Raw genomic sequence first — 20,010 nt, forward strand, 5'->3', positions numbered from 1 at the left:
TGGGGCGGTGACCACGGTCGCGCGGACAGTGGTCACCGCCGGTGCGGTCAGCGGCAGCTGAGCGCCGGGTAGTCGGCGTCGTACGACGAGGTGACCTGCTCGCCGCCGATCGTCGCGACTCCCTTCACGGTCACCGTGCCGGCGTCGATCTGCCCGGCCCGGCTGTTGAAGGACTGGTACGCCTGCTTGCCCGGGGCCACGTCGGCCACGGTCTTCGAGCCGAACGGGGTGGTCAGCGTCACCGTCACCGGCACGTCGGAGCCGTTGACGGCCGTGACCGCCGCGTACGCCGAGGTGCCGATGCAGCGGGAGGAGGCGGAGACCGTCAGGTCGACCTGCGGCGTGGACGCCGAGATCGTCAGTGTCAGCGTCTTGGCCTCCTCGACGTTGCCCGCCTTGTCGGCCGAGCGGTAGCGCAGCTCGTGCTGCCCGTCGCCGGTCACGGTGACCGGTCCGGCATAGGCGGTCCAGTCGCCGTCGTCGAGCCGGTACTCGGTCCTGTCGACCCCGCTGCCGCCGTCCTCGTCGGTGGCCTGCAGCGTGACCGACACCGGGCCGGTGAACGTGCCGCCCGCCGGCTGCTCCGGATCGGTCGTCGCCGTCGTCACCGGCGCGGTCTTGTCCTCGGCCGCCGCCTTGGCGAGGCGGAAGTAGTCGAACGTGACCTTCTTCGACGCCGACTGGTTGGTGCCGATCGTGTACACGCCGACCTTGGCGCCGGTGGCCACCGCGCTGTTCTGCACCGCGGCGGACAGTGCCGTCCAGGTCTGGCCGTCGGCGGAGTAGGACCCGGAGTAGGTGTTGCCCTCCTTCTTGAGCCGCAGCCACCACACGCCGGTGGTGAGGTTGTTCACCTGCGGCTGCGGGTTCTGCACGGTACCGCCGACCTCGCTGCGCAGCTCGATGCTCCGCGCCGCCGTCGACCCTGCCGCGTTGGTGGTGAGGAAGTCGAGCTTCACGTAGTCGTCGTCGCCGGTGTACACCATGAGGCCGCCCTGCTGGTACTGCTCGTTGAGGGCCGAGGCGTCCACCGTGGTCTCCAGCGTCCAGTCGCCGTTCGGGGCCGGCTGCAGGATGAGGTTCTTCGGGCCGGTGTTGTCGGTCCCGTAGATGTCACCGGTCGTGGTGTCGAGCTCCAGCTTGCCGTCGCTCACGCGCACCGCCGTGGCGTCGGGGCGCACGATCGCGGTCCAGCGGCAGGCGTCGAGCGCGGTGCCGTCGAACTCGTCGTCCGGGTCCGGCCCGGTCGCCCTGTCGTCCGGCGTGATGTGGAACCAGTCGAAGGACGCGTCCACCACCGGGTGGTTGGCCCCCGCCAGCGAGATCAGGCCGATCTTCGGGGCGGTGATCCCGGCGAGCGACTTGGTCTGCGGCATCGCGGTGAACGTGGTGCCGTCGGCGGAGTAGTGGGCGGTCATGTTCGTTCCGTCGCTGACGAACCGCACGTACACCGTGTCGGGGTAGGCGTCCCCGAGAGTGGCCGTGTTGCTCTGCGACACCTCGTTGGGGCTGCCGTTCTCCTCCCGGATGAACTGGAAGATGCGGTCGGCGTGGTTCGAGCCCGAGGTGGAGCGCGCCTGCAGCACCATCTTGGCGTAGTTGTCGTCGTCGCCGTAGATGATCAGGCCCGCCTGCTGGTACGCGTCCCGCGCGTCCAGCGTGAGCTTGGCGGTGGCGGTCCAGGCGCCCGACGGCGCCGGCTGCACCACGATGTTCGGCGTGTTGCCGCCCGCGCTGTAGATGTCGGTGGTTGAGGTCGGGATCACCAGCTTGCCGTCGGCGACCCTGAGGTCCTGGTTCTCCCTGATGACCGACCAGCGGTCCCGGTCGAGCTGGTCGCCCAGGAAGTCGTCGGAACGGCCGGTGAAGCACACCGTGGCCGGCGCGTCCACCTTGACCTGGACCTGCGCGGTGCCCGACGCGCCCTTGTCGTCGGACACGGTCACCACGGCCGTGTAGTTGCCCGGCGCGGTGTAGGTGTGGCTCGCCTCGGCCGTGGCAGGCTCCGGCGCGCCGTTCACGCCGAAGTTCCACTTGTAGGTGATCGGGTCGCCTTCCGGGTCGGTGGCCGTCGCCTTGAAGTCGACCTTCAGCGGGGCGACGCCCGCCGCCGGGGTCGCCGTCGCGGTCACGACCGGACGCTGGTTGTCCGTGGCGCCCTTGCCGACGAAGTCGACCCAGTTGAAGTTCGCCAGGTAGGCGTTGTTCGCCGCGCTCGCCGGCTTGCGCACGACGAAGTACAGCGGTCCGCTCTCCGCCGGCGGGCCGGTCACGTCGAGCGTGACGTCGGTGAACGTCTGCCACCCGCCGGTGGGCGTCACCTCGGCCGAGCCGACCAGCGTGCCGGTCTCGGGGTGGCCCGCCCTGACCTGGACGGTGCCGCCGGCGCCGCCCGAGGAGGCGCGGAACCGGATCGCGGTGACGTTCGACAGGTTCACCGGGTCGAACGACCACCAGTCGCCGTCCTGGACGAACCCGATGTGCTGGTTGCCGCGCTGCGGGTCGCTCGTGGCCTCGGCCTGGACGCCCGCGGCGTCGGTGCCCAGGCCGCCGGCCACCCGGCCGGTCTGCGTGAAGTGCTCGGCCTGCTTGCGCTTGGGCTGCAGGAGGGTCTCGCCCCGCCCGGTCAGGGGCTTGGCGCCGTTGGCTCCCTCATCGGTGTAGCTGGCCTCGATCGCGTACACGAGGTTGTCGTACTCGCCGTGGCCGGGCTGCTGGGTCTGCAGGGTGCCCTCACAGCCCGTGTGCTGGTCGAGCGGGTGGCCGTGGCCGTCGTGACCGAGGATCGCCTGGATCTTCACCTTGTCGCAGTCGATCGTGCCGTCCTCGGGGTCGGTGGCGGTGACCTTGAACTTCACCTGGTCACCGAACTCGAAGAAGGCGCCGTTCGGCGGGACGTCCACCGTGACGGTGGGACGGGTGTTGCCCGCGCTGATCGCAACGCTGGCGGTGGCGGTCTTGCCGTCGGGGGTCGTGACGGTCAGGACCGCGTTGTAGTCGCCGCCCTCCTCGTAGGTGTAGGAGGGGTTGGGGTCGGTGGAGTCGGTGTCGCCGTCGCCGTCGAGGTCCCACGCGAACGTGAGCGGCTTGTCCTCCGGGTCCCGGCTGCCCTCGCTGGAGAACGTGACGGCCAGCGGCAGCGGCCCGTCCGTCTTGTCCGCCGTGGCGCGGGCGATCGGCGGGCGGGTGCCCTTGATGTACTCGATCCGGTAGATGCCGGAGTCGGCGTTGTCACCGCCGAAGCCGGAGCCCCACTCGATCATGTACAGCGCGCCGTCGGGGCCGAACTTCATGTCCATCGGCTTCTTGAACGACAGGGAGCCGAGGATGCGGTTCATCTCCACGAGCTTGGTGCCGCTCCCGTCGAGCTGGAGCGACCACACCTGGTTGTTGTTCCACTCGCCGAACACGGCCTTGCCGTCCCAGTACGCCGGCCACTTCACGTCCGACTGCAGGTTCGGGTCGGCGCGGTAGACCGGGCCGCCCATCGGCGCGCCGCCGCTCAGCTCCGGGAAGTTCTGCGGGTCGGCCGCGTAGTGGTACCAGATCGTCGCGGGCACCATCGTGGGCAGGTCGGTGAGGCCGTCGTTGTTCGGGGAGTCGTTGACCGGCGCGGTGCAGTTGAACGGCGCCCCCGACTGCTTGGTGGCGAAGTTGTAGTCGATGTAGGGGGTGTTGTTGCCGACGCAGTAGGGCCAGCCGTAGTTGCCCGGATTGGAGACGAGGTTCCACTCGACCGTGTTCTGCGGGCCCCGGGTGGCGCTCACCGAGCCGGCGTCGGGGCCGTACTCGCCGAGCATGACGTGGCCCGTTTTCGGGTCGAGGCCGATGCGGAACGGATTGCGGAAGCCCATGCCGTAGATCTCCGGCTTGGTCTTCGCCGTGCCCGGCGGGAAGAGGTTGCCGGACGGGATCGTGTAGGTGCCGTCGGGCTCGGGGTGGATCCGCAGCAGCTTGCCGCTCAGGCTGTTGGTGTTGCCCGAGGTGCGCTGGGCGTCCCAGCCGGCGCGGCCGGACTGCTCGTCGATCGGCGTGTAGCCGTCGGAGGCGAACGGGTTGGTGTTGTCGCCCGTGCCCAGCCACAGATCGCCGGTCCTGGGGTCCATCACCATGCCGCCGCCGTGATGGCAGCACTCGGCCCGCTGGACCGGGATGTCGAGGATCTGCTTCTCGCTCGCCAGGTCCAGGGTGTCGCCGGTGACGGTGAACCTGCTCAGCCGGTCGACGTTCGTCCCGGTGGGCGAGTAGTACAGGTACACCCAGTGGTTGGTGTCGAAGCCGGGGTCGAGCGTGAGCCCGAGCAGGCCGCTCTCGTTGGCGGTGAAGACGTTCAGCTTCGCCGCCGTCACCGTGCCGCCGGACGGCTTGATGATCTTGACGTCGCCGAGCCGGTCGATGTAGAAGACCCGGCCGTCCTTGGCGACGTCCACCATCATCGGGTTCGAGGTGTTGTCGTCGAGTGTGACCTTCTCGAAGCTGCTGCTCTGCGAGGCCGAGCAGTCGGCCCTGACCGCGCCGGCGGCGGTCTGGATGCCGCCGAGGAGCAGCTTCAGGAAGTTGGGCTCGCTGTAGTTCTCCTTGAGGTGGCCGAGCCCGGTGTACCAGGAACGGCCGCCGTCGTAGTCGTGGCACCAGGTGTTCGGATGGTCGGCGCCCATCGTGGCGCCGGTGTAGGACTTCTCGTCCATCGACGTCAGCACGTGGACCGTGCCGCGCGGGTTGGCCTGGTAGTCGTACCACTCGTCGGTACGGGTCCAGGTCGCCGGCAGGTCCTTCGTGGACGGGTGCGCCGGATCCTCGACCTTGACCGTGGCCTGCTGGATCGCCGGGTGCGACTTGAAGTACGCCCCGACCAGCTTGCCGTACCAGGCCCAGTTGTAGCCGCTGTCGGCGGCGGCGTGGACGCCGACGAAGCCGCCGCCGTTCTGGATGTAGCGCTGGAAGGCGTCCTTCTGGTCCTGCGCGCTCAGCGGGTCACCGGTCGTGGACATGAAGACCACGGCCTGGTACTGGGCCAGGTTCTGGTCCGTGAACAGCGCGCTGTCCTCGGTGGTGTCGACCGCGAAGTTGTTCTCCTGGCCGAGTTTCTGCACGGCCGCGATGCCCTCGGGGATCGAGTCGTGCCGGAAGCCGGTCGTCTTCGAGAAGACGAGCACCTTGAACGCGGGCTCGGCCGCCGTGGCGGCCTCGGCGCTCACGGGCGCCGCGAGGAGGGTGACGAAGGGGGCGACGAGGGCTAAGGCCATCGTCGTCGCGGTCCGGCGCCTCGGGCGTCGTCCGCGTGCTGGCAGGACCGCGTTGAGCAGCCTGGCCCACGTTCGATGACGTGGTGACATGGAAAACCCTTCCTGACCGGGGGGACGTCAGGCAAGGCGCGCGCCGCCGCGCTGTTGCCACTTGGTGGTAGCGGATGGTGCGGGGTGCTGGAGGGTGCCGTCTCCAGGCCTGTGGGGGCCGTCAGTAAGGTGCCGGCCGGGGCGGTGAATCCATGATCGTCGTCGGATCGTCGATGATGTCGCTGACCACCATGCTGGCGGCGCCGCGGGAGGCGGCGCCGAAGCCGAGAGTGGAGGCGACGAACCGGCACCGGGCGGCGGGAGCGGCCACCACGAGCCGTTGCAGCTGGTCCTGCGCATGCGGCAGCAGCCACTGCGCCAGCGAGGCGAAGTAGCCGCCGATGACGATCACGCGCGGGTTGAACAGGTTGGCCAGGATCGAGCCGCCGAGCCCGAGCCACTCGCCGACCTGCGCCACCGCCGTCGTCATTCGCCGGTCGCCGGAGGCCAGGCCCCTGGCGAGGTCGGCCACCCGTTCGCCGGGGTCGGGCACCGGCATGCCGGGCAGCCCGTAGGCCTGCTCGGGCATGGCCGCGCGGACGAGCGCGGCCAGGCCGACCTTGGTCTCCCAGCACCCGATGCGGCCGCAGCCACATTGGGCGCCGTTCGGGTCCACCTGCAGATGCCCGACCTCGCCGGAGAATCCGTCCGCGCCGCGCAGGAGCTCGCCGCCCAGGATGATGCCGCCGCCGACCCCGACCTCGCCGGTGAGGTACACCAGGTACGGCGTGCCGGCGGCGACGCCGGAGGTGTATTCGGCCAGCGCGGCGAGGTTCGCGTCGTTGTCCACCCGCACGGGCACGCGCAGCGGGCCCAGCAGAGAGCTCAGCTGGTCGGCCAGGGGCAGGTCGTGCCAGTAGAGGTTCGGCGCGAGCGTCACGACGCCGCGTGCCACGTCCACGAGCCCGGGGACCGCCACCACGATGCCGGCGGGCGACGCTCCGGCCCGCCGCATGGCCTCCACGGCCTCCTTGGCCACGAGCCCGAGCCGGCGCACGGCGCGGTCCGGGCCGCTGCCCATGGCGTCGTAGACGACCCGGCGCTCGACCAGGACCCGGCCGCTGAGGTCGGTGCCGTGGACCGCGATGTAGTCGACGTTGATCTCCATGCCGAGGGCGCCGACGTGCGCGCCGTGCAGCGCGACCGCCCGTCTGGGGCGGCCGACCGCGCCGACGTGCTCGACGCCGACCTCGCGTACCAGACGCCGTTCGAGGAGGTCGGCCATGAGGTTGGACACGGTGGCCCGGTGCAGCCCGGTCGCCTCGGCGATGTGGGCGCGGGACAGGGACCTGTGGTCGCGCAGCTCGCGCAGCACCAGGGAGAGGTTCGCCCGGCGCAGCGCGGCGGGACCTGCCGGCGGAGCGCCACCCGGAGCGCGGTTGGGCGGCTTGTACGTCATGGGCACCACCCGCCCCTTTGTTTATCTTCGAAATCAATTAATCGGAGTTGTAACACGCGAGTGACCGAATGTGCACCCCTCACTTTCGTAACGAGTTGGCATCGCCGAAATCCCCGCATTTCAGTGGCTATTCCGGCGCTAGTTATCGGAACGTTACACAAATTGCGGCCGATTTCCCCTTGTGTCCTCAGAGGCCGGCCCCTTTAATTCGGCTAGCCATCCGCACTAATCGAGGAGGAGCGTGGACCACAACCGGGCCGACGGCCACGCGACCGACTCGGCGAGCCGCGGCGGACCCGCGGGAGCCCCCGCGGACCAGGCCACCGTGCGCCGCTCCAACCTCGCCCTCGTGCTGCGTCACGTGAGCGCGAACGGCCCGTGCTCCCGGTCGGCCGTCGCCGTCGCGACCGGGCTGAACAAGGCCACCGTCACCAGCCTGGTGAACGAGTTGCAGGCCCGCGGGCTGGTCAGGGAGATGGGGCCGCAGCACGCGGGCTCCGTCGGCCGCCCAGGTGTCGCGCTCGCCCTGGACGGCTCCCGGGCCGGCGCCCTGGGCGTGGAGGTCAATGTCGACTACACCGCCGCGATCGCCACCGACCTGGCCGGAAGAGTGCTCATCGACCGGCGGATCGGCTTCGACGCCATGGGCTCGGGCCCCGAACGCTCACTGGACGAGCTGGCCCGCATGGTCGAGACGACCGTCGCCGACCTCGACCGGCTCGGGGTCACGCCGGCCGGGATCACTGTGGCCGTCCCCGGCCTGGTCGACACCACCACCGGCACCGTCGTCGTCGCCCCGAACCTCGGCTGGCGCGGCGTGCCGGTGGCCGAGCGGCTGTCCCACATCGCGAGGGACATCCCCATCGCGGTGGACAACGACGCCAACCTCGCCGCCCTCGCCGAGTACACCTCGGGCGTCGCGGCGGGCACCCCCGACCTGGTCTGCCTCACCGGCGAGGTGGGCGTCGGCGGCGGCGTCATCTCCGGCGGCCGGCTCCTGGGAGGAGCGGACGGGTTCGCGGGGGAGATCGGCCATGTCATGATCGATCCGTCCGGCGAGCGGTGCCGCTGCGGCCGCGTCGGCTGCTGGGAGACCAAGGTAGGGCTGGCCGCGCTGGTGCGCATGGCCACGCCGAACCGCCCGTACGGCACCGGCCCGCAGGTCGTCCGCGACCCGGAGGAGCGCCTGGCCGAGATCGAGCAGCGCCGAGCCGGCGGAGATCCGCGCGCCGAGGCCGCCGTCGCGGAGGTCGGCCGGTGGCTCGGGATCGGCGCGGCCCTGCTCATCAACCTCTTCAACCCGCGGGTGATCGTGCTGGGCGGCTACTTCGCCCGGCTCGCCGACCCGCTCATCCCCGCGGCGCAGCGCGAACTGGCCCGCACGGGCATGAGCGACGCCGTCGAACGCTGCCGGTTCGCCGCCTCCGACCTCGGCTTCGGCGCCGCCTCGCGCGGCGCGGCCGGTGTCGTCGTCGAACGAGCCCTGTCCGACCCCACCAGCATCTCCATCCGAACGTCTCCGGCCGTCGGGGTCATCGAGGGAACCCCGACGGTCTGCTCTCCCCGCTCGTCCTGACCCGCCCCCGTCCTCCGCACCTTCCGCCCGCCTGATCGCTGTCCCGCACCGCCTCTGCACATTCCGCGTGCCGCGGCCACGGCGCATGCCGTCCGGCGGACGGACGCCGCCGTGCCCCTGCCCCACCGTGCCTTTCCCGCGCCTTTCCCGTGCCCCTTCTCCCCCAGAACGTCCCGCCCGCCTGATCGGCCGTCCGAGCCGCAGCGGCACCGTTGACGCCGACCTCGGTGCCACCGCGGCGGTGCCAACGGCGCCATCAGGCGGGCGGGGCACCGCCCCACCGATCCGAGGAGGCCCTGTGCCGCGGTCAGCATCCGACTCCTCATACCTGCTCGTGATGCGGGGAATCGTCAAGCAGTTCCCCGGCGTGCGCGCTCTGGACGGCGTGGATCTGGAGGCCAGAGCCGGAGAAGCGCACTGCCCGCTCGGCCGGAACGGCACCGGGAAGCCCGCACTCATCAAAATCCTTTCCGGCGGGTGCAGATCACCGAGCCGGACCACCCGTACGCGGGCGCCTGGTGGCCGCCCGGCCACGGCCTCGGGGGTACGAGCACGCCTTCGTCCACGAGACGAAGGACTTCCTGGAGGCGATCGCCACCGGCACCGGCCCCTTCCCGTCCTTCGAGGACGGCCTGCGGGTGCAGCGCGTGCCGGCGGCCGTCGAGCAGAGCGCGGCTGAGGGCAGCCGCTATACGATAGTGGAGGATTCATGACGAGACCGGTCACGTTGTTCACCGGGCAGTGGGCGGACCTGCCGTTCGAGGAGGTCTGCCGGCTGGCTTCCGAATGGGGCTACGACGGCCTGGAGATCGCCTGCTGGGGCGACCACTTCGAGGTCGACAAGGCCGTCGCGGACGACTCCTACGTCGAACGCAAGAAGGAGACCCTGGCCAAGTACAACCTCGGCGTGTGGACGATCTCCAACCACCTGGTCGGCCAGGCCGTCTGCGACCACCCCATCGACGAGCGCCACAAGGGCATCCTGCCCGCCCGCATCTGGGGCGACGGCGAGCCGGAAGGCGTGCGGCGGCGCGCCGCCGAGGAGATCAAGGACACCGCCCGCGCGGCTGCCGCGCTCGGCGTCACGACCGTCGTCGGCTTCACCGGCTCGTCGATCTGGCACACGCTGGCGATGTTCCCGCCGGTGCCCCCGTCCATGATCGAGGCGGGGTACGCCGACTTCGCCGACCGCTGGAACCCGATCCTCGACGTCTTCGACGAGGTCGGCGTGCGCTTCGCCCACGAGGTGCACCCCAGCGAGATCGCCTACGACCACCACACGACGGTGCGCACGCTGGAGGCCATCGGGCACCGGCCGGCCTTCGGGCTGAACTGGGACCCCTCGCACATGGTGTGGCAGGACCTGGACCCGGCGAACTTCATCCTCGACTTCGCCGACCGCATCTACCACGTGGACTGCAAGGACGCCCGCGTCGCCACCCGCGACGGACGGCGCGGCCGCCTGTCCTCCCACCTGGCCTGGGCCGACCCCAGGCGCGGCTGGGACTTCGTGTCCACCGGCCGGGGCGACGTGCCGTGGGAGGCGTGCTTCCGGGCGCTCAACCACATCGGCTACGACGGCCCGATCTCCGTCGAGTGGGAGGACGCGGGCATGGACCGGCTGCACGGCGCGCCGGAATCCCTCGCCTACATCCGCTCGCTCAACGCCATCACCCCGCCGGCCGCCGCCTTCGACGCCGCCTTCTCCTCCGAGTGACGCCGTTCCGCCGGGGCGGCGGCCACCTGCGGCCGCCGCCCCGGCGGAACCACCGCGTCCGGCACGCCTGCCGATCGGGCTACGGCTGTATCTCATCAGGAGATGGGGTAGGTCAGCATGCGCGTTCCCGGCCGGCCGTCAGCCTTCACCGGCGACTCCGCCCGCGCGAAGTACCACGCCTCCTACGACCGGTCGCTCGGCGAGCCGTGGCCGGCGCCGGCGGCCGGCTCACCGACGTCTGATCACCGGGCGGTTCCTGCGGTGGGCCACCGTCGGCGCCGCGGCCGCCCTGCTCCCCCGTATGCTGCGACATCCCCTCAGCTTGAGCACGCAGGAACTCGCCCCAGTCTCGTGGTCACGTGAAAGGCCCGTCACCATCTCTGCTCCGGAGTCAGGACGTGTCGGGTCCGGTCCCCGAGCCAGGCCGCTTCGAGGATCGCCGTCAGGCTGGCGGTGTCGGTCGGGCCTGGATGGTTCTGGATCAAGCGGGTGACACCGCTGGCCATCTCCGCGAAGCGCGGGAGGTCGGCGCGTGCCACGCCGATGTCCGCCAAGGTGGTAGGGATGCCGATGTCGGCAAGGAGCCCGTCGAGCCAGGTGAGGAACGAATCCGCGGCCTCGGCCTCCGAGGCGTCGGTCACGTCGAGCCCGCACACCCCGGCGAGGATGGCCAACCGGTCGCCGATGGCGTCCCTGGCCGCGTCCAGCGCGTAGGGCAGCAGCAGCCCGACGCCCAGGCCGTGCGGTGTGTGGGTGGCTGCGCCGATGGGGTACTGGAGGGCGTGCGGAGCCCCGTTGCCTGCGTGGGAGAACGCGAGCCCGGCCAGCATGGACCCATAGGACATGTCCGCGCGGGCGTCCTTGTCGCCTCCGTCCCTGACGACATGGGGCAAGCTGCGGGCGATCCGTTCCGCGGCCAGGAGCGCGTAGTGATCGGTGATCGGGTTGCGGCCGAGGAAGACCTGCTCCACCGGGTCGCGCGGTCCGTGGGCCCGGGGTCGCGCGGTGTAGCTCTCCACCGCGTGACAGAACGCGTCGATGCCGGAGTGGGCGGTGACGGTGGCAGGGCAGGTGTAGGTGAGCTCGGGGTCGACGATGGCGAAGTCGGGCACGATGTGGACGCTGGAGACCCCCACCTTCAGCTCGCGGTCAGGGTCGGTCAACACCGAGACGGGCGTGAGCTCGGAGCCGGTGCCTGACGTCGTCGGGACCGCGACGAGAGGAATCGTCGGCCCCGGCACCTTCGACTCGCCGTAGAAGTCGCGCGGCGTCCCACCGTGACACCGGATGACGCCGACGATTTTGGCAAGGTCGATCACCGTGCCACCCCCGATGGCGAGGATGACGTCGGCGTCCACCTCTGCGGCGACCGAGACGGCCAGGGCGACATCGGCGAGTGGCACGTCCGGAGTCGCGTCGGCGAACACCCCGACGACTTCGACCTTCTCCCGCACGGCGGCCACGATCTCGGCCACGCCCGGCTGCCCCAGAAGAACCCGGTCGGTCACGATGAGGACTCGCGAGCCACACTCGGCCACCACTCGTGGGATGTTCTGCGCGACCCCTTCGCCCACAATCAGCTGGCGTGGTCCGCGGACGGTCTCAAGCATGTCAGTGCCTCTCTGGAACGTCGGCGGTGATTTGCTGGGCGGACGTCCAGGTCACCTGCGAGACCGGGACGGCGTCGGCGGATCCGTGCCGGCCATGGCCCGGGTCCGGCCCCACGGGTGGAGGCCGGTCGGGTCATGTGTGCACAGGGCGCGGTGATCCTCGGCGGGCACCTGGAGCAGCAGGCCGGTCACGGCAGGTCGATCGCCGCGTAGGTGACGTCGAGGTACTCGAGGATGCCCTCGTGCGACCCCTCCCTGCCGATCCCGGACTGCTTCACGCCTCCGAACGGAGCTGACGGGTCCGAGATCAGACCACGGTTGATGCCGACCATCCCCGTCTCCAGCCCCTCGGTGAACCGGAGCGCCCGCTGGAGGTCACGGGTGAAGACGTATCCGACGAGGCCGTGCTCGGTGTCGTTGGCCTTCGCCATGACCTCGTCATCGGACGTGAACGAGATGATCGGCGCCACCGGGCCGAAGATTTCCGTCTCCAGCATCCGCGCGTCCTCGGGCACGTCGACGAGGACCGTAGGCGGGTAGAAGTAGCCCGGCCCATCCGGACGCTCGCCGCCCACCAGGACACGGGCGCCGCGATCGACCGCGTCGGCGACGAGCTCGTCGATCTTGGCGACCGACGCCTCGTCGATCAACGCCCCGACGTCCACGCCGTCGTCGAGACCATGGCCCACCGAGAGCGCGCCCATCCGCTTGGCGAAGCGCGCCGTGAACTCCTCGCGCACCGGCTCCTCGACGTAGATTCGGTTGGCCGCGATGCAGGATTCCCCGATGTTGCGCATCTTGGCCACCATGGCACCGTCGAGCGCGACGTCCAGGTCCGCGTCGGCACACACGATCAAGGCCGCGTTGCCGCCCAGCTCCATGGAGGTGCGCAGCACGTTGTCCGCCGCCTGTCGGAGGAGCACGCGCCCGACCTCGGTCGACCCGGTGAACGAGAGCTTGCGGGTCCGACGGTCGGCCAGCAGTGCTGAGACCACCTCGCCGGCACGCCTGGTTGTCACGACGTTGACGACGCCCGGGGGAACTCCGACCTCCTCCATGATGCGGGCCAGGAACAGCATGGTGAGTGGCGTCTGGGCCGCCGGCTTGGTGATCGTCGTGCAGCCCGCCGCCAGCGCAGGAGCGATCTTGCGGGCGCCCATGGCCAGCGGAAAGTTCCAGGGCGTCACGAAGACGCACGGTCCGACCGGCTTCGGCACGGTGAGGATGCGATATCCACCAGCGGGAGCGGTGTTGTAGCGCCCCTCGACGCGCACCGCCTCCTCGGCGAACCAACGGAAGAACTCGGCGCCGTAGGCCACCTCTCCCCGAGCCTCGGCGAGCGGCTTGCCCATCTCGAGCGTTATCAGCCGGGCGACCTCCTCGGATCGCTCGGTCAGTGCCCGGTACGTCGCGGTCAACAGTTCCGACCGTTTTCGCGGCGGGGTCGCCGCCCACTCCGCCATGGCCTTGCCGGCCACGTCCAGAGCGGCGAGCCCGTCGACGACGTCGGCGTCCGCCACCTCGGCGATGGTCTTGCCTGTGGCGGGGTCCTCGACGGCAAAGGTGGCTCCGCCGGCGGCGTCGCGCCAGGCGTCACCGATCCGGAGCCGCCGGTGCTCGGGGGCCAGGACGTTCATCGGGTCACTCATGGCGTCGCCTCCTGTGATGTTCTTGGTGATGTCCAGCGTGACGTCAGCGATCGCGCCTCACGCGTTGACGAACGGGTCACACGACCTCGTCGGGGTCGAGGCCGCCGAGCGGGCCGAACGTGGCCTTGGCCACCCTGCGCGACTACCTCCCGGCCTCGGACAGCGCCAGCCCGGTGCCCGCATCGAACAGGTGCGCACGGTCCAGGTCGACCGTGACAAGCAGCCGCTCGCCCGGCGTACCGGTGACGGTGGCTCGTGCCTTGACCTTGAGGATCTCCGTCCCCACTCGGACGTCGACCACCGTTCGGTCACCGAGCGGCTCAAGGCCGTAGAGCTCACCCGACAACGACGCGTCCCCACGCTGCTCGACGGACAGGTCCTCCGCGCGCAGGCCCAGCAGCAGCGGACGACCGTCCTCAGCCGTGGTCCAGCGGGGGCGCGGCAGCGTCCAGCCTTCCGCCCCGACCAGACGATCTCCCTCGGCGTGGCAGGGGAGCAGGCTGATCGGCGGGCTCCCGACGAATCCCGCGACCCACTGGTTGGCTGGACGCTCGTACACCTCGGTCGGCGTTGCGACCTGTTGCACCTTCCCCTCCTTGAGGACCGCGACCTGGTCGGCCATGGACAGGGCCTCGACCTGGTCGTTGGTCACGTAGACGAAGGTTGCCCCGAGGCTGCGGTGGATGCGGGTGAGCTCGGTGCGCATCTCGACGCGGAGCTTGAGATCGAGGTTCGTCAGCGGCTCGTCCATGAGAAACGCGCGTGGGCGACGTACCAGCGCCCGGGCCAGGGCGACACGCTGCATCTCACCGCCCGACAACTGCGCCGGACGACGCTGCAGCAGACGTTCGATGTGCAGCAGGCTCGAGATCTGCTCGACGGCAGCGGCGATCTCGCTCGCGGAACAGCGGCGTGCCCGCAGCGGCGAAGCGATGTTCTCGTACGCCGTGTGTCGCGGGTAGAGGGCGTAGTTCTGGAAGACCATGGCCAGGTCGCGTGCGGCCGGGGCGTCACCGGTCGCGTCCCTGCCGTCCAGGTGCACCGACCCGGCGTCCAGCTTCTCAAGGCCGGCGATCGCTCGCAGGGTCGTCGTCTTGCCTGCCCCGGAGGGTCCGAGCACGACGAAGAACGATCCGTCCGGCACGTCCAGCGTCACCCCGTCCAGGGCCTGGACCTTACCGAAGGACTTGCGCAGCCCGTGCGCTGCCACGGTTCCCATCAGGCCACCAGCTCTTCCGTGCGCACGTCGTAGACCGCCGGGGGCCCGCCGGTGTGCCGCAGCCCGACCGGCGCGTCAGCGGCGAAACGCACAGTCGGTGGCATCCGAACCCGTACGTCCTGGCCACCGTGGTCGACCACGTAGATGATCTCGTCGCCGAGCCACTCCGCCGAGACCAAGCGGGCCGGGACCGAACGTTCCGCCCCTGGTTCTGTGACTTCCAGCGCCTCCGGCCGGACGCCCGCGACCAGGCGACGGTCGCGCGGCAGGCCTGGCGGTGGCGTGAGGACCAGTCCGTCCTGACTGCGCAGCTTCCCCTCGGCCACCTCCACCTCGATCAGGTTCATCGGCGGGGAGCCGATGAATGCGGCGCAGAAGAGACTCGCCGGACGGTCGTAGACCTCCAGCGGCGTGCCGATCTGCTCGACGCGGCCCTTGTTGAGGATGGCGAATCTGTGACCGAGCGACATGGCCTCGACTTGGTCGTGGGTGACGTAGACCATCGTCGTCCCCAGCTCCCCCTGCAGGTGCTTGATCTCCGTGCGCATGTCCGCCCTCAGCTCCGCGTCCAGATTGGTGAGAGGTTCGTCCATGAGGAATGCGCGCGGTCGTCGCACCAGGGCGCGAGCAAGCGCGACGCGCTGCTGCTCACCGCCGGACAACCGGCGCGGCCGCCGGTCCAGGAGCGGACCGAGCCGCATCAGCCGGGCGGCCTCCTCGACCCGCTCGCGCACCTCCGCCTTGGGCAGTCCCTCGGCCCGCAGTGGGAACGCCAGGTTGTCGCGGGTTCTCAGATGCGGGTAGAGGGCGTAGAACTGGAACACCATGGCGATGTCGCGCTCGGCGGGCGGCAGGTCGTTGACCAGCGTGTCGCCGATGCGGATGTCGCCCGTCGTCTGCCTCTCCAGGCCGGCTACGGCCCGCAGCGTGGTCGTCTTGCCGCAACCCGAAGGGCCGAGCATCACGAACAGCTCGCCGTCGCCGATGGACAGGTCCACGTGATCAACTGCGACCGTCCCGTCCGGGTAGCGCTTGTGCAGGGCGGTCACCTCGATGCCCGCCATCAGCGTCGCACCGCCCCGAGTGTCACACCGGCGACGAGGTGCTTGCGCACCAGGTAGGCGAAGACGAGCACCGGCAGGGCGAACACGACGGAGGCGGCGGCCACCAGACCCCAGTCCACGGTGGTTCCACCGATGAGGCCGGCGATGGCAGGCGGGGCCGTCCGCACGGTGTCGCTGGAGGTGAGGAAGATGGCGAACACGAACTCGTTCCAGGAGAAGATGAGTGCGAAGACCGCCGTCGCGGCGATACCGGGCAGGAGCAGCGGAAGGGTGAATTTCCAGAACGCCTGCAAGCGGGTGTAGCCATCGAGCATGGCGGCATCCTCGTACTCTGCGGGCACCTCGTCGACGAACCCCTTCATCATCCAGATCGTGAACGGGACGTTGAACGCGGCGTAGATGAGGATCAGGCCGAGCTTGGTGTCGATGAGTCCGACTTGGCGGTACATGAGGAAGATCGGGATCACGACCACCACGGGCGGCATGAAGCGGGTGGACAGGATGAAGAACAGCTGGTCCTTCTTGGCCTTCACGGCGAAGCGTGAGTAGGCCCAGGCCGCCGGCACCCCCAGCACGGTGGCCAGCGCCGTGGAGGCCCCGGCGACCACGACGGAGTTGAGGAACGAGACGGACAAGGTCGAACGACCGCCGCCGGAGGCGACGAACACGTCCTTGAAATGGTCCATGGTGACCTTGAAGTCGAAGAACTTGGCCGGGATGGCGTAGACGTCCCGGTTCTCCTTGATGGACGTCTCGATCATCCACAGCACCGGAAAGAGCATCACGACGGCCAGCACGGTCAGCAGCGTGACCTCCAGCACGGAGCGGCCCCGGCCGCCGAAGCGGCGCGCGGGGGGCGTGCGATCCCGGGCAGGACGTGTGGACACGGCCTCGTCGACGGAGACTGCCATCAGTCCTCCTTGAGCTTGTTCAAGTAGCGCAGGTAGAGCTGCGTCAGGACGATGACGACGAGGACCATCAGGATCCCGTACGCCGAGGCGGTTCCGGTGTTGAAGCCCAGGAACGCGACCTTGTAGACGTGGAACGACAACGTCTCGGTGGAGACCCCCGGACCTCCGCTGGTGAGGATGTAGACGAGGTCGAACAGCCGGAAGGCCTCGATGGCCCTGAACAGCACGGCGATGAGGAGCAGCGGCCACACCAGCGGAAGAGTGATGGTGCGGAACCGGAACCACTCGGACGCCCGATCGATCGAGGCGGCCTCGTACAAGTACTTGGGAACCGCGGTGAGGCCCGCGAGCGCGATGAGCATGATGAACGGCGTCCATTGCCAGGTGTCGACCAGGATCAGGGAAATCAGTGCCGTTCGCTGCCCGGTGAGCCACTCCACCTGCCCCAGGCCGAGCGAGCCGAGCATGCTGTTGATCACGCCGAACTGCGCGTCGAGCATGAATCGCCAGAACAGCCCGACCACGACCGGCGACAGCATCATCGGAACCAGGAACAGAGTGGTCAGCAGTCCTCGCCCGTGCGTGCGCCGTGAGATCAGGTAGGCGATGGCGAAACCGAGCGCGGTCTGCAGGGTGACCGCGCCGAACACGTAGATCAACGTCGTCAAGGCCCTCAGGTGGACCTGCTCCGAAGCCAGGATGGCGGTGTAGTTCCCGAACCCGATGAAGTGGGCCGGCCCCCCGCGGGTGGCCGAGTAGTCGGTGAAAGACAGGTACAACGCCCACAGCAACGGGAACACCGACATGGCGAGCAACAACAGCAGCGCGGGGGAGGTAAAGGCCACGGCGAGCCCGCGGTCGCTCAGGCGGCGGGACCGACCCGGTGCAGGCGGCGTCGCGGACGCCACCTGCCCGGGGTGGTCGCTCGTCAGGGGGGCGGAGTCACTCACAGTCCGCCGCCGCCCTTGCCGCCGCTGGAGTCGAGCACGCTCTGCTGCTCCTTGGCGATGTCGTCGAGCGCCTCCTTCGGCGTCTTCGCGCCGTTGAGAGCCGCGTTCACGTTGGTGTTCTCAATGTCGACGAGGCGCGCGTACTCGGGCACGTTCCACATGTCCCGCATCCGCGGAACCGAGTCGGTGTACACCTGGTTGAACGGCGCGGCGTCGAGGAACTCGGGCGACTCCAGGGCGTCCGTACGCGAGGGCACACCACCAGCCGCGGCCCACTTCTTCTGGATGTCAGCCTGCTCGAACCACTTCATGAAGTTCAGGGCCTCCGCCTGGTTCGCCTCGGGGGAATAGGCCGACACGTGCATCCCCATGCCGCCGAGAGGCACCAGGTTCGTCTTCTGACTCGGCAGGGTGGCGAAACCCAGCTTGCCGAGAATCTGCTCCCGCGTGGTGCCGAGCGTCGACTGCTTCGGGTCGAGCAGGCCGCCGCTCGCGGCGATCCAGTTGAACGCGATGCATGCCTTGCCCTGGGCGACCGCCGCGTTCACCTCGTCGATGAACCAGTTGCCGGAGCCCTTGGCGGTCAGCGGCTTCATCTTGTTGACCAGGACGTCCATCGCCTCCTGGCCCGCGGCGTCGTTGAGGACGCCGTCGATCTTGCGCGTCTTGGGGTTCCAGAGGTTGCCGCCGTAGACGCCGTTGACCGTGTTGTAGGTGACGGCCGCGGCGTCGGAGCCGTTGGCCTGGTGGAAAGCCAGCCCGCTGACGCCGGGGTTGTCCGCCTGGCACTTCCCGGCGACTGAGATCATCTCGTCCCAGGTCTGCGGTGGCTTGTCGCCGATCAGGTCCTTACGGTAGATCATCGTCCAGGTGTCGCCGAGCAGCGGCAGTCCGTACAGGCTGGCGTTCTCGTCGCGCTTCCCGGTCTCCGCCTGGGGGAACTGGCCGTAGGCCGCCAGGAGGTACGGGTTGTAGGCCTTGACGTCGATGTTCTTCTTGACGAAGTCGGTGATGTCCAGGATGTTGCCGTTCGTCACGGCCTCGCCGATGTGTTGCGAGTCCAGGATCGGGATGTCGAAGTCGGTCTTGTGCGCGGCGAACTGGGTGAACATCGCGTCGTGCCAGTTCGCGTTCGGCACGGTCTTGACCTTGACGGTCACGTTCGGCCGCTGCTTGGCGTACTCCGCGTTCGCGAAGGCTTCCAGCGCGTGGGCGGGGGGCCAGTCGAACCAGATGAAGCTGAGGGTCAGCGGATCCTTGGTGAGCTCCGGGATGGTCGCCGGCGCCTTCGGGGCGCTGTCGTTCTGGCCGCCGCCGCAAGCCACCACGGTCGTGGCCACCACCATGGCCGCCGTCGCCAGCCGCACCTTTCGACCGGGAACGGACAGTCGTCCTCTTCGCTTCGGATACCGCATCTTCATGCCTGCTTTCTGGGCGGGGACTTCTGGAGCCTTGCTGCGTGCTTCGCCGAGCGGTTGCTGGGTTGTTCAGGCGTGTCGCCGGCTGTCGCAGGGGCTGACCCGCAGACCGGCGTCACGAGTACGCCGCGACGTGATGGGGCTTCAAGCAGTCGAGAAGTCCTTCGGTCCTTTGCGGCCCGGTGGCGGACCGAAGAGGACGTCGAGCATGCTCATGGAAGCTCCAACCGATCGAAGCGGAGCGATGGCGGACGGTTCCCCGATGAGTGAGGGATGGCTGGCATCCGTCACCTTTCCTATACGATCTGATTGGGGAGCGTCAACATCCCGCAGTATGGCGACCGATGTCAACAGATTCCCGAAGACGCAAGAAGGGACCTCACGTCACGATGGACGACGAAGCGGTGATCGCGCGGCGCCGTGAGGCCATGACGGGCGGAACGCCGCCGGGAAGATCTCGCGGCCGGCTTGCCGACGAGGTGTACGACACGCTGCTCGGACAGATGATGTCGCTACGGATAGAGCCTGGCTCCCGCGTCACGATCGACGTCCTGGCGCGAGAGCTGGGGGTCTCACAGACGCCGATCCGAGACGCTCTGAACCGCATGGAGGCCGAGGGCCTGGTCGTGCGGGTGCCCCATGCCGGCTATCGCATTCCCCCCCAGATCACCCGTCACCGATTCGAGGACATGCTCGAGGTCCGCCTGCTCCTCGAGCCGGCGGCGGCGCGCAGATCCGCCGAACGCGCATCCTCCAAGCAGGTGGCCGGCATGCGGCGAATGCTGGAGGACATGGCGGAGCTGGAGGGGGGCAAGGGGCCCATGGCCTATGGCGCCTTCGGGCTGCGCGACGCCGCTTTTCACGATCTCGTCGCCCTGAGCGCGGAGAACCAGGTCATCCGCGAAGCGCTCGCTCGCCTGCACACGCACGTGCACCTGTTCCGGCTGCACCGCGACGCCCAGGTCACTCACTTGGCCATGGCCGAGCACGAAGAGGTTCTGACCGCGATCGCCGCGCGTGACCCCGACGCCGCCGCCTACGCCATGCGTCGGCACATCCTGCTGTCCGGCGAGCGGTTCCGGCGATTGTTCGACGAGGCGGAGGCCGCGGACGGAATGGCGGAGAAGGCTTGACGGGCGGACTGGGCCGAGGAATGCTGAC

General features: G+C 69.5%; 13 protein-coding genes. 4 read left to right on the plus strand and 9 right to left on the minus strand.

Going from position 1 to position 20,010, the window contains the following annotated elements; all coding sequences use genetic code 11:
- Window positions 1-47 precede the first annotated feature (47 nt).
- Together HD597_RS21775 and HD597_RS21780 are read right to left on the minus strand one after the other, a co-directional pair.
- Window positions 48-5,246, minus strand: a complete 5,199-nt coding sequence (locus HD597_RS21775) for a ThuA domain-containing protein (protein WP_253744517.1) — start codon at window positions 5,244-5,246, stop codon at window positions 48-50.
- A 211-nt stretch (window positions 5,247-5,457) separates the two neighbouring features.
- Window positions 5,458-6,735, minus strand: coding sequence for an ROK family transcriptional regulator (locus HD597_RS21780; protein ID WP_253744518.1), 1,278 nt, complete (start codon window positions 6,733-6,735; stop codon window positions 5,458-5,460).
- A gap of 241 nt (window positions 6,736-6,976) precedes the next feature.
- Between HD597_RS21780 and HD597_RS21785 the strand changes: the two genes are divergently transcribed.
- The 3 genes from HD597_RS21785 (at window position 6,977) to HD597_RS21795 (ending at window position 10,028) form a co-directional block, all read left to right on the plus strand.
- The gene (locus HD597_RS21785) at window positions 6,977-8,311 is read left to right on the plus strand and encodes an ROK family transcriptional regulator (protein ID WP_253744519.1); all 1,335 of its coding nucleotides are present in this window, start codon (window positions 6,977-6,979) and stop codon (window positions 8,309-8,311) included.
- A gap of 518 nt (window positions 8,312-8,829) precedes the next feature.
- Entirely contained in the window at window positions 8,830-9,024 is a 195-nt protein-coding gene (locus HD597_RS21790) for a hypothetical protein (protein ID WP_253760007.1), read from the plus strand.
- Window positions 9,021-10,028: a sugar phosphate isomerase/epimerase family protein gene (locus tag HD597_RS21795; RefSeq protein WP_253744520.1), complete on the plus strand. Its 1,008-nt coding sequence runs from the start codon at window positions 9,021-9,023 to the stop codon at window positions 10,026-10,028. Before HD597_RS21790 ends, HD597_RS21795 begins: the two co-directional genes overlap by 4 nt.
- A 371-nt stretch (window positions 10,029-10,399) precedes the next feature.
- Here HD597_RS21795 and HD597_RS21800 read toward each other — a convergent pair whose 3' ends face one another.
- The 7 genes from HD597_RS21800 to HD597_RS21830 form a co-directional block, all read right to left on the minus strand.
- Window positions 10,400-11,638: an iron-containing alcohol dehydrogenase gene (locus tag HD597_RS21800; RefSeq protein WP_253744521.1), complete on the minus strand. Its 1,239-nt coding sequence runs from the start codon at window positions 11,636-11,638 to the stop codon at window positions 10,400-10,402.
- A gap of 188 nt (window positions 11,639-11,826) precedes the next feature.
- The gene (locus tag HD597_RS21805) at window positions 11,827-13,287 is read right to left on the minus strand and encodes an NAD-dependent succinate-semialdehyde dehydrogenase (protein ID WP_253744522.1); all 1,461 of its coding nucleotides are present in this window, start codon (window positions 13,285-13,287) and stop codon (window positions 11,827-11,829) included.
- Window positions 13,288-13,429: 142 nt separating this feature from the next.
- Window positions 13,430-14,497 (minus strand): ABC transporter ATP-binding protein, encoded by a 1,068-nt coding sequence (locus tag HD597_RS21810; protein ID WP_253744523.1) that lies wholly within the window; start codon window positions 14,495-14,497, stop codon window positions 13,430-13,432.
- 8 nt (window positions 14,498-14,505) lie between these two features.
- Window positions 14,506-15,570, minus strand: coding sequence for an ABC transporter ATP-binding protein (locus tag HD597_RS21815; protein WP_253744524.1), 1,065 nt, complete (start codon window positions 15,568-15,570; stop codon window positions 14,506-14,508).
- The gene (locus HD597_RS21820; protein ID WP_253744525.1) at window positions 15,570-16,481 is read right to left on the minus strand and encodes a carbohydrate ABC transporter permease; all 912 of its coding nucleotides are present in this window, start codon (window positions 16,479-16,481) and stop codon (window positions 15,570-15,572) included. The genes HD597_RS21815 and HD597_RS21820 overlap by 1 nt, the downstream gene beginning before the upstream one ends.
- On the minus strand, window positions 16,481-17,431 hold the full coding sequence (locus HD597_RS21825; RefSeq protein ID WP_253744526.1) for a carbohydrate ABC transporter permease: 951 nt from the start codon (window positions 17,429-17,431) through the stop codon (window positions 16,481-16,483). Before HD597_RS21825 ends, HD597_RS21820 begins: the two co-directional genes overlap by 1 nt.
- Entirely contained in the window at window positions 17,428-18,798 is a 1,371-nt protein-coding gene (locus HD597_RS21830; protein ID WP_253744527.1) for an extracellular solute-binding protein, read from the minus strand. Before HD597_RS21830 ends, HD597_RS21825 begins: the two co-directional genes overlap by 4 nt.
- Window positions 18,799-19,238: 440 nt before the next feature.
- On the opposite strand from HD597_RS21830, the gene HD597_RS21835 reads away from it, so the two are divergent.
- Window positions 19,239-19,982 (plus strand): GntR family transcriptional regulator, encoded by a 744-nt coding sequence (locus HD597_RS21835; RefSeq protein WP_253744528.1) that lies wholly within the window; start codon window positions 19,239-19,241, stop codon window positions 19,980-19,982.
- Window positions 19,983-20,010: the final 28 nt, after the last annotated feature.

The sequence above is a fragment of the Nonomuraea thailandensis genome (assembly GCF_024172165.1).
GTDB classification, from domain to species: domain Bacteria; phylum Actinomycetota; class Actinomycetes; order Streptosporangiales; family Streptosporangiaceae; genus Nonomuraea; species Nonomuraea thailandensis.

Bases quoted from the DNA above. Each gene is read 5' to 3' on its own strand.
- HD597_RS21800 (WP_253744521.1), bottom strand. From the start codon at position 11,638: ATGCTTGAGACCGTCCGCGGACCACGCCAGCTGATTGTGGGCGAAGGG.
- HD597_RS21835 (WP_253744528.1), top strand. From the start codon at position 19,239: ATGGACGACGAAGCGGTGATCGCGCGGCGCCGTGAGGCCATGACGGGC.
- HD597_RS21780 (WP_253744518.1), bottom strand. From the start codon at position 6,735: ATGACGTACAAGCCGCCCAACCGCGCTCCGGGTGGCGCTCCGCCGGCA.
- HD597_RS21775 (WP_253744517.1), bottom strand. From the start codon at position 5,246: ATGGCCTTAGCCCTCGTCGCCCCCTTCGTCACCCTCCTCGCGGCGCCC.
- HD597_RS21805 (WP_253744522.1), bottom strand. From the start codon at position 13,287: ATGAGTGACCCGATGAACGTCCTGGCCCCCGAGCACCGGCGGCTCCGG.
- HD597_RS21815 (WP_253744524.1), bottom strand. From the start codon at position 15,570: ATGGCGGGCATCGAGGTGACCGCCCTGCACAAGCGCTACCCGGACGGG.
- HD597_RS21795 (WP_253744520.1), top strand. From the start codon at position 9,021: ATGACGAGACCGGTCACGTTGTTCACCGGGCAGTGGGCGGACCTGCCG.
- HD597_RS21820 (WP_253744525.1), bottom strand. From the start codon at position 16,481: ATGGCAGTCTCCGTCGACGAGGCCGTGTCCACACGTCCTGCCCGGGAT.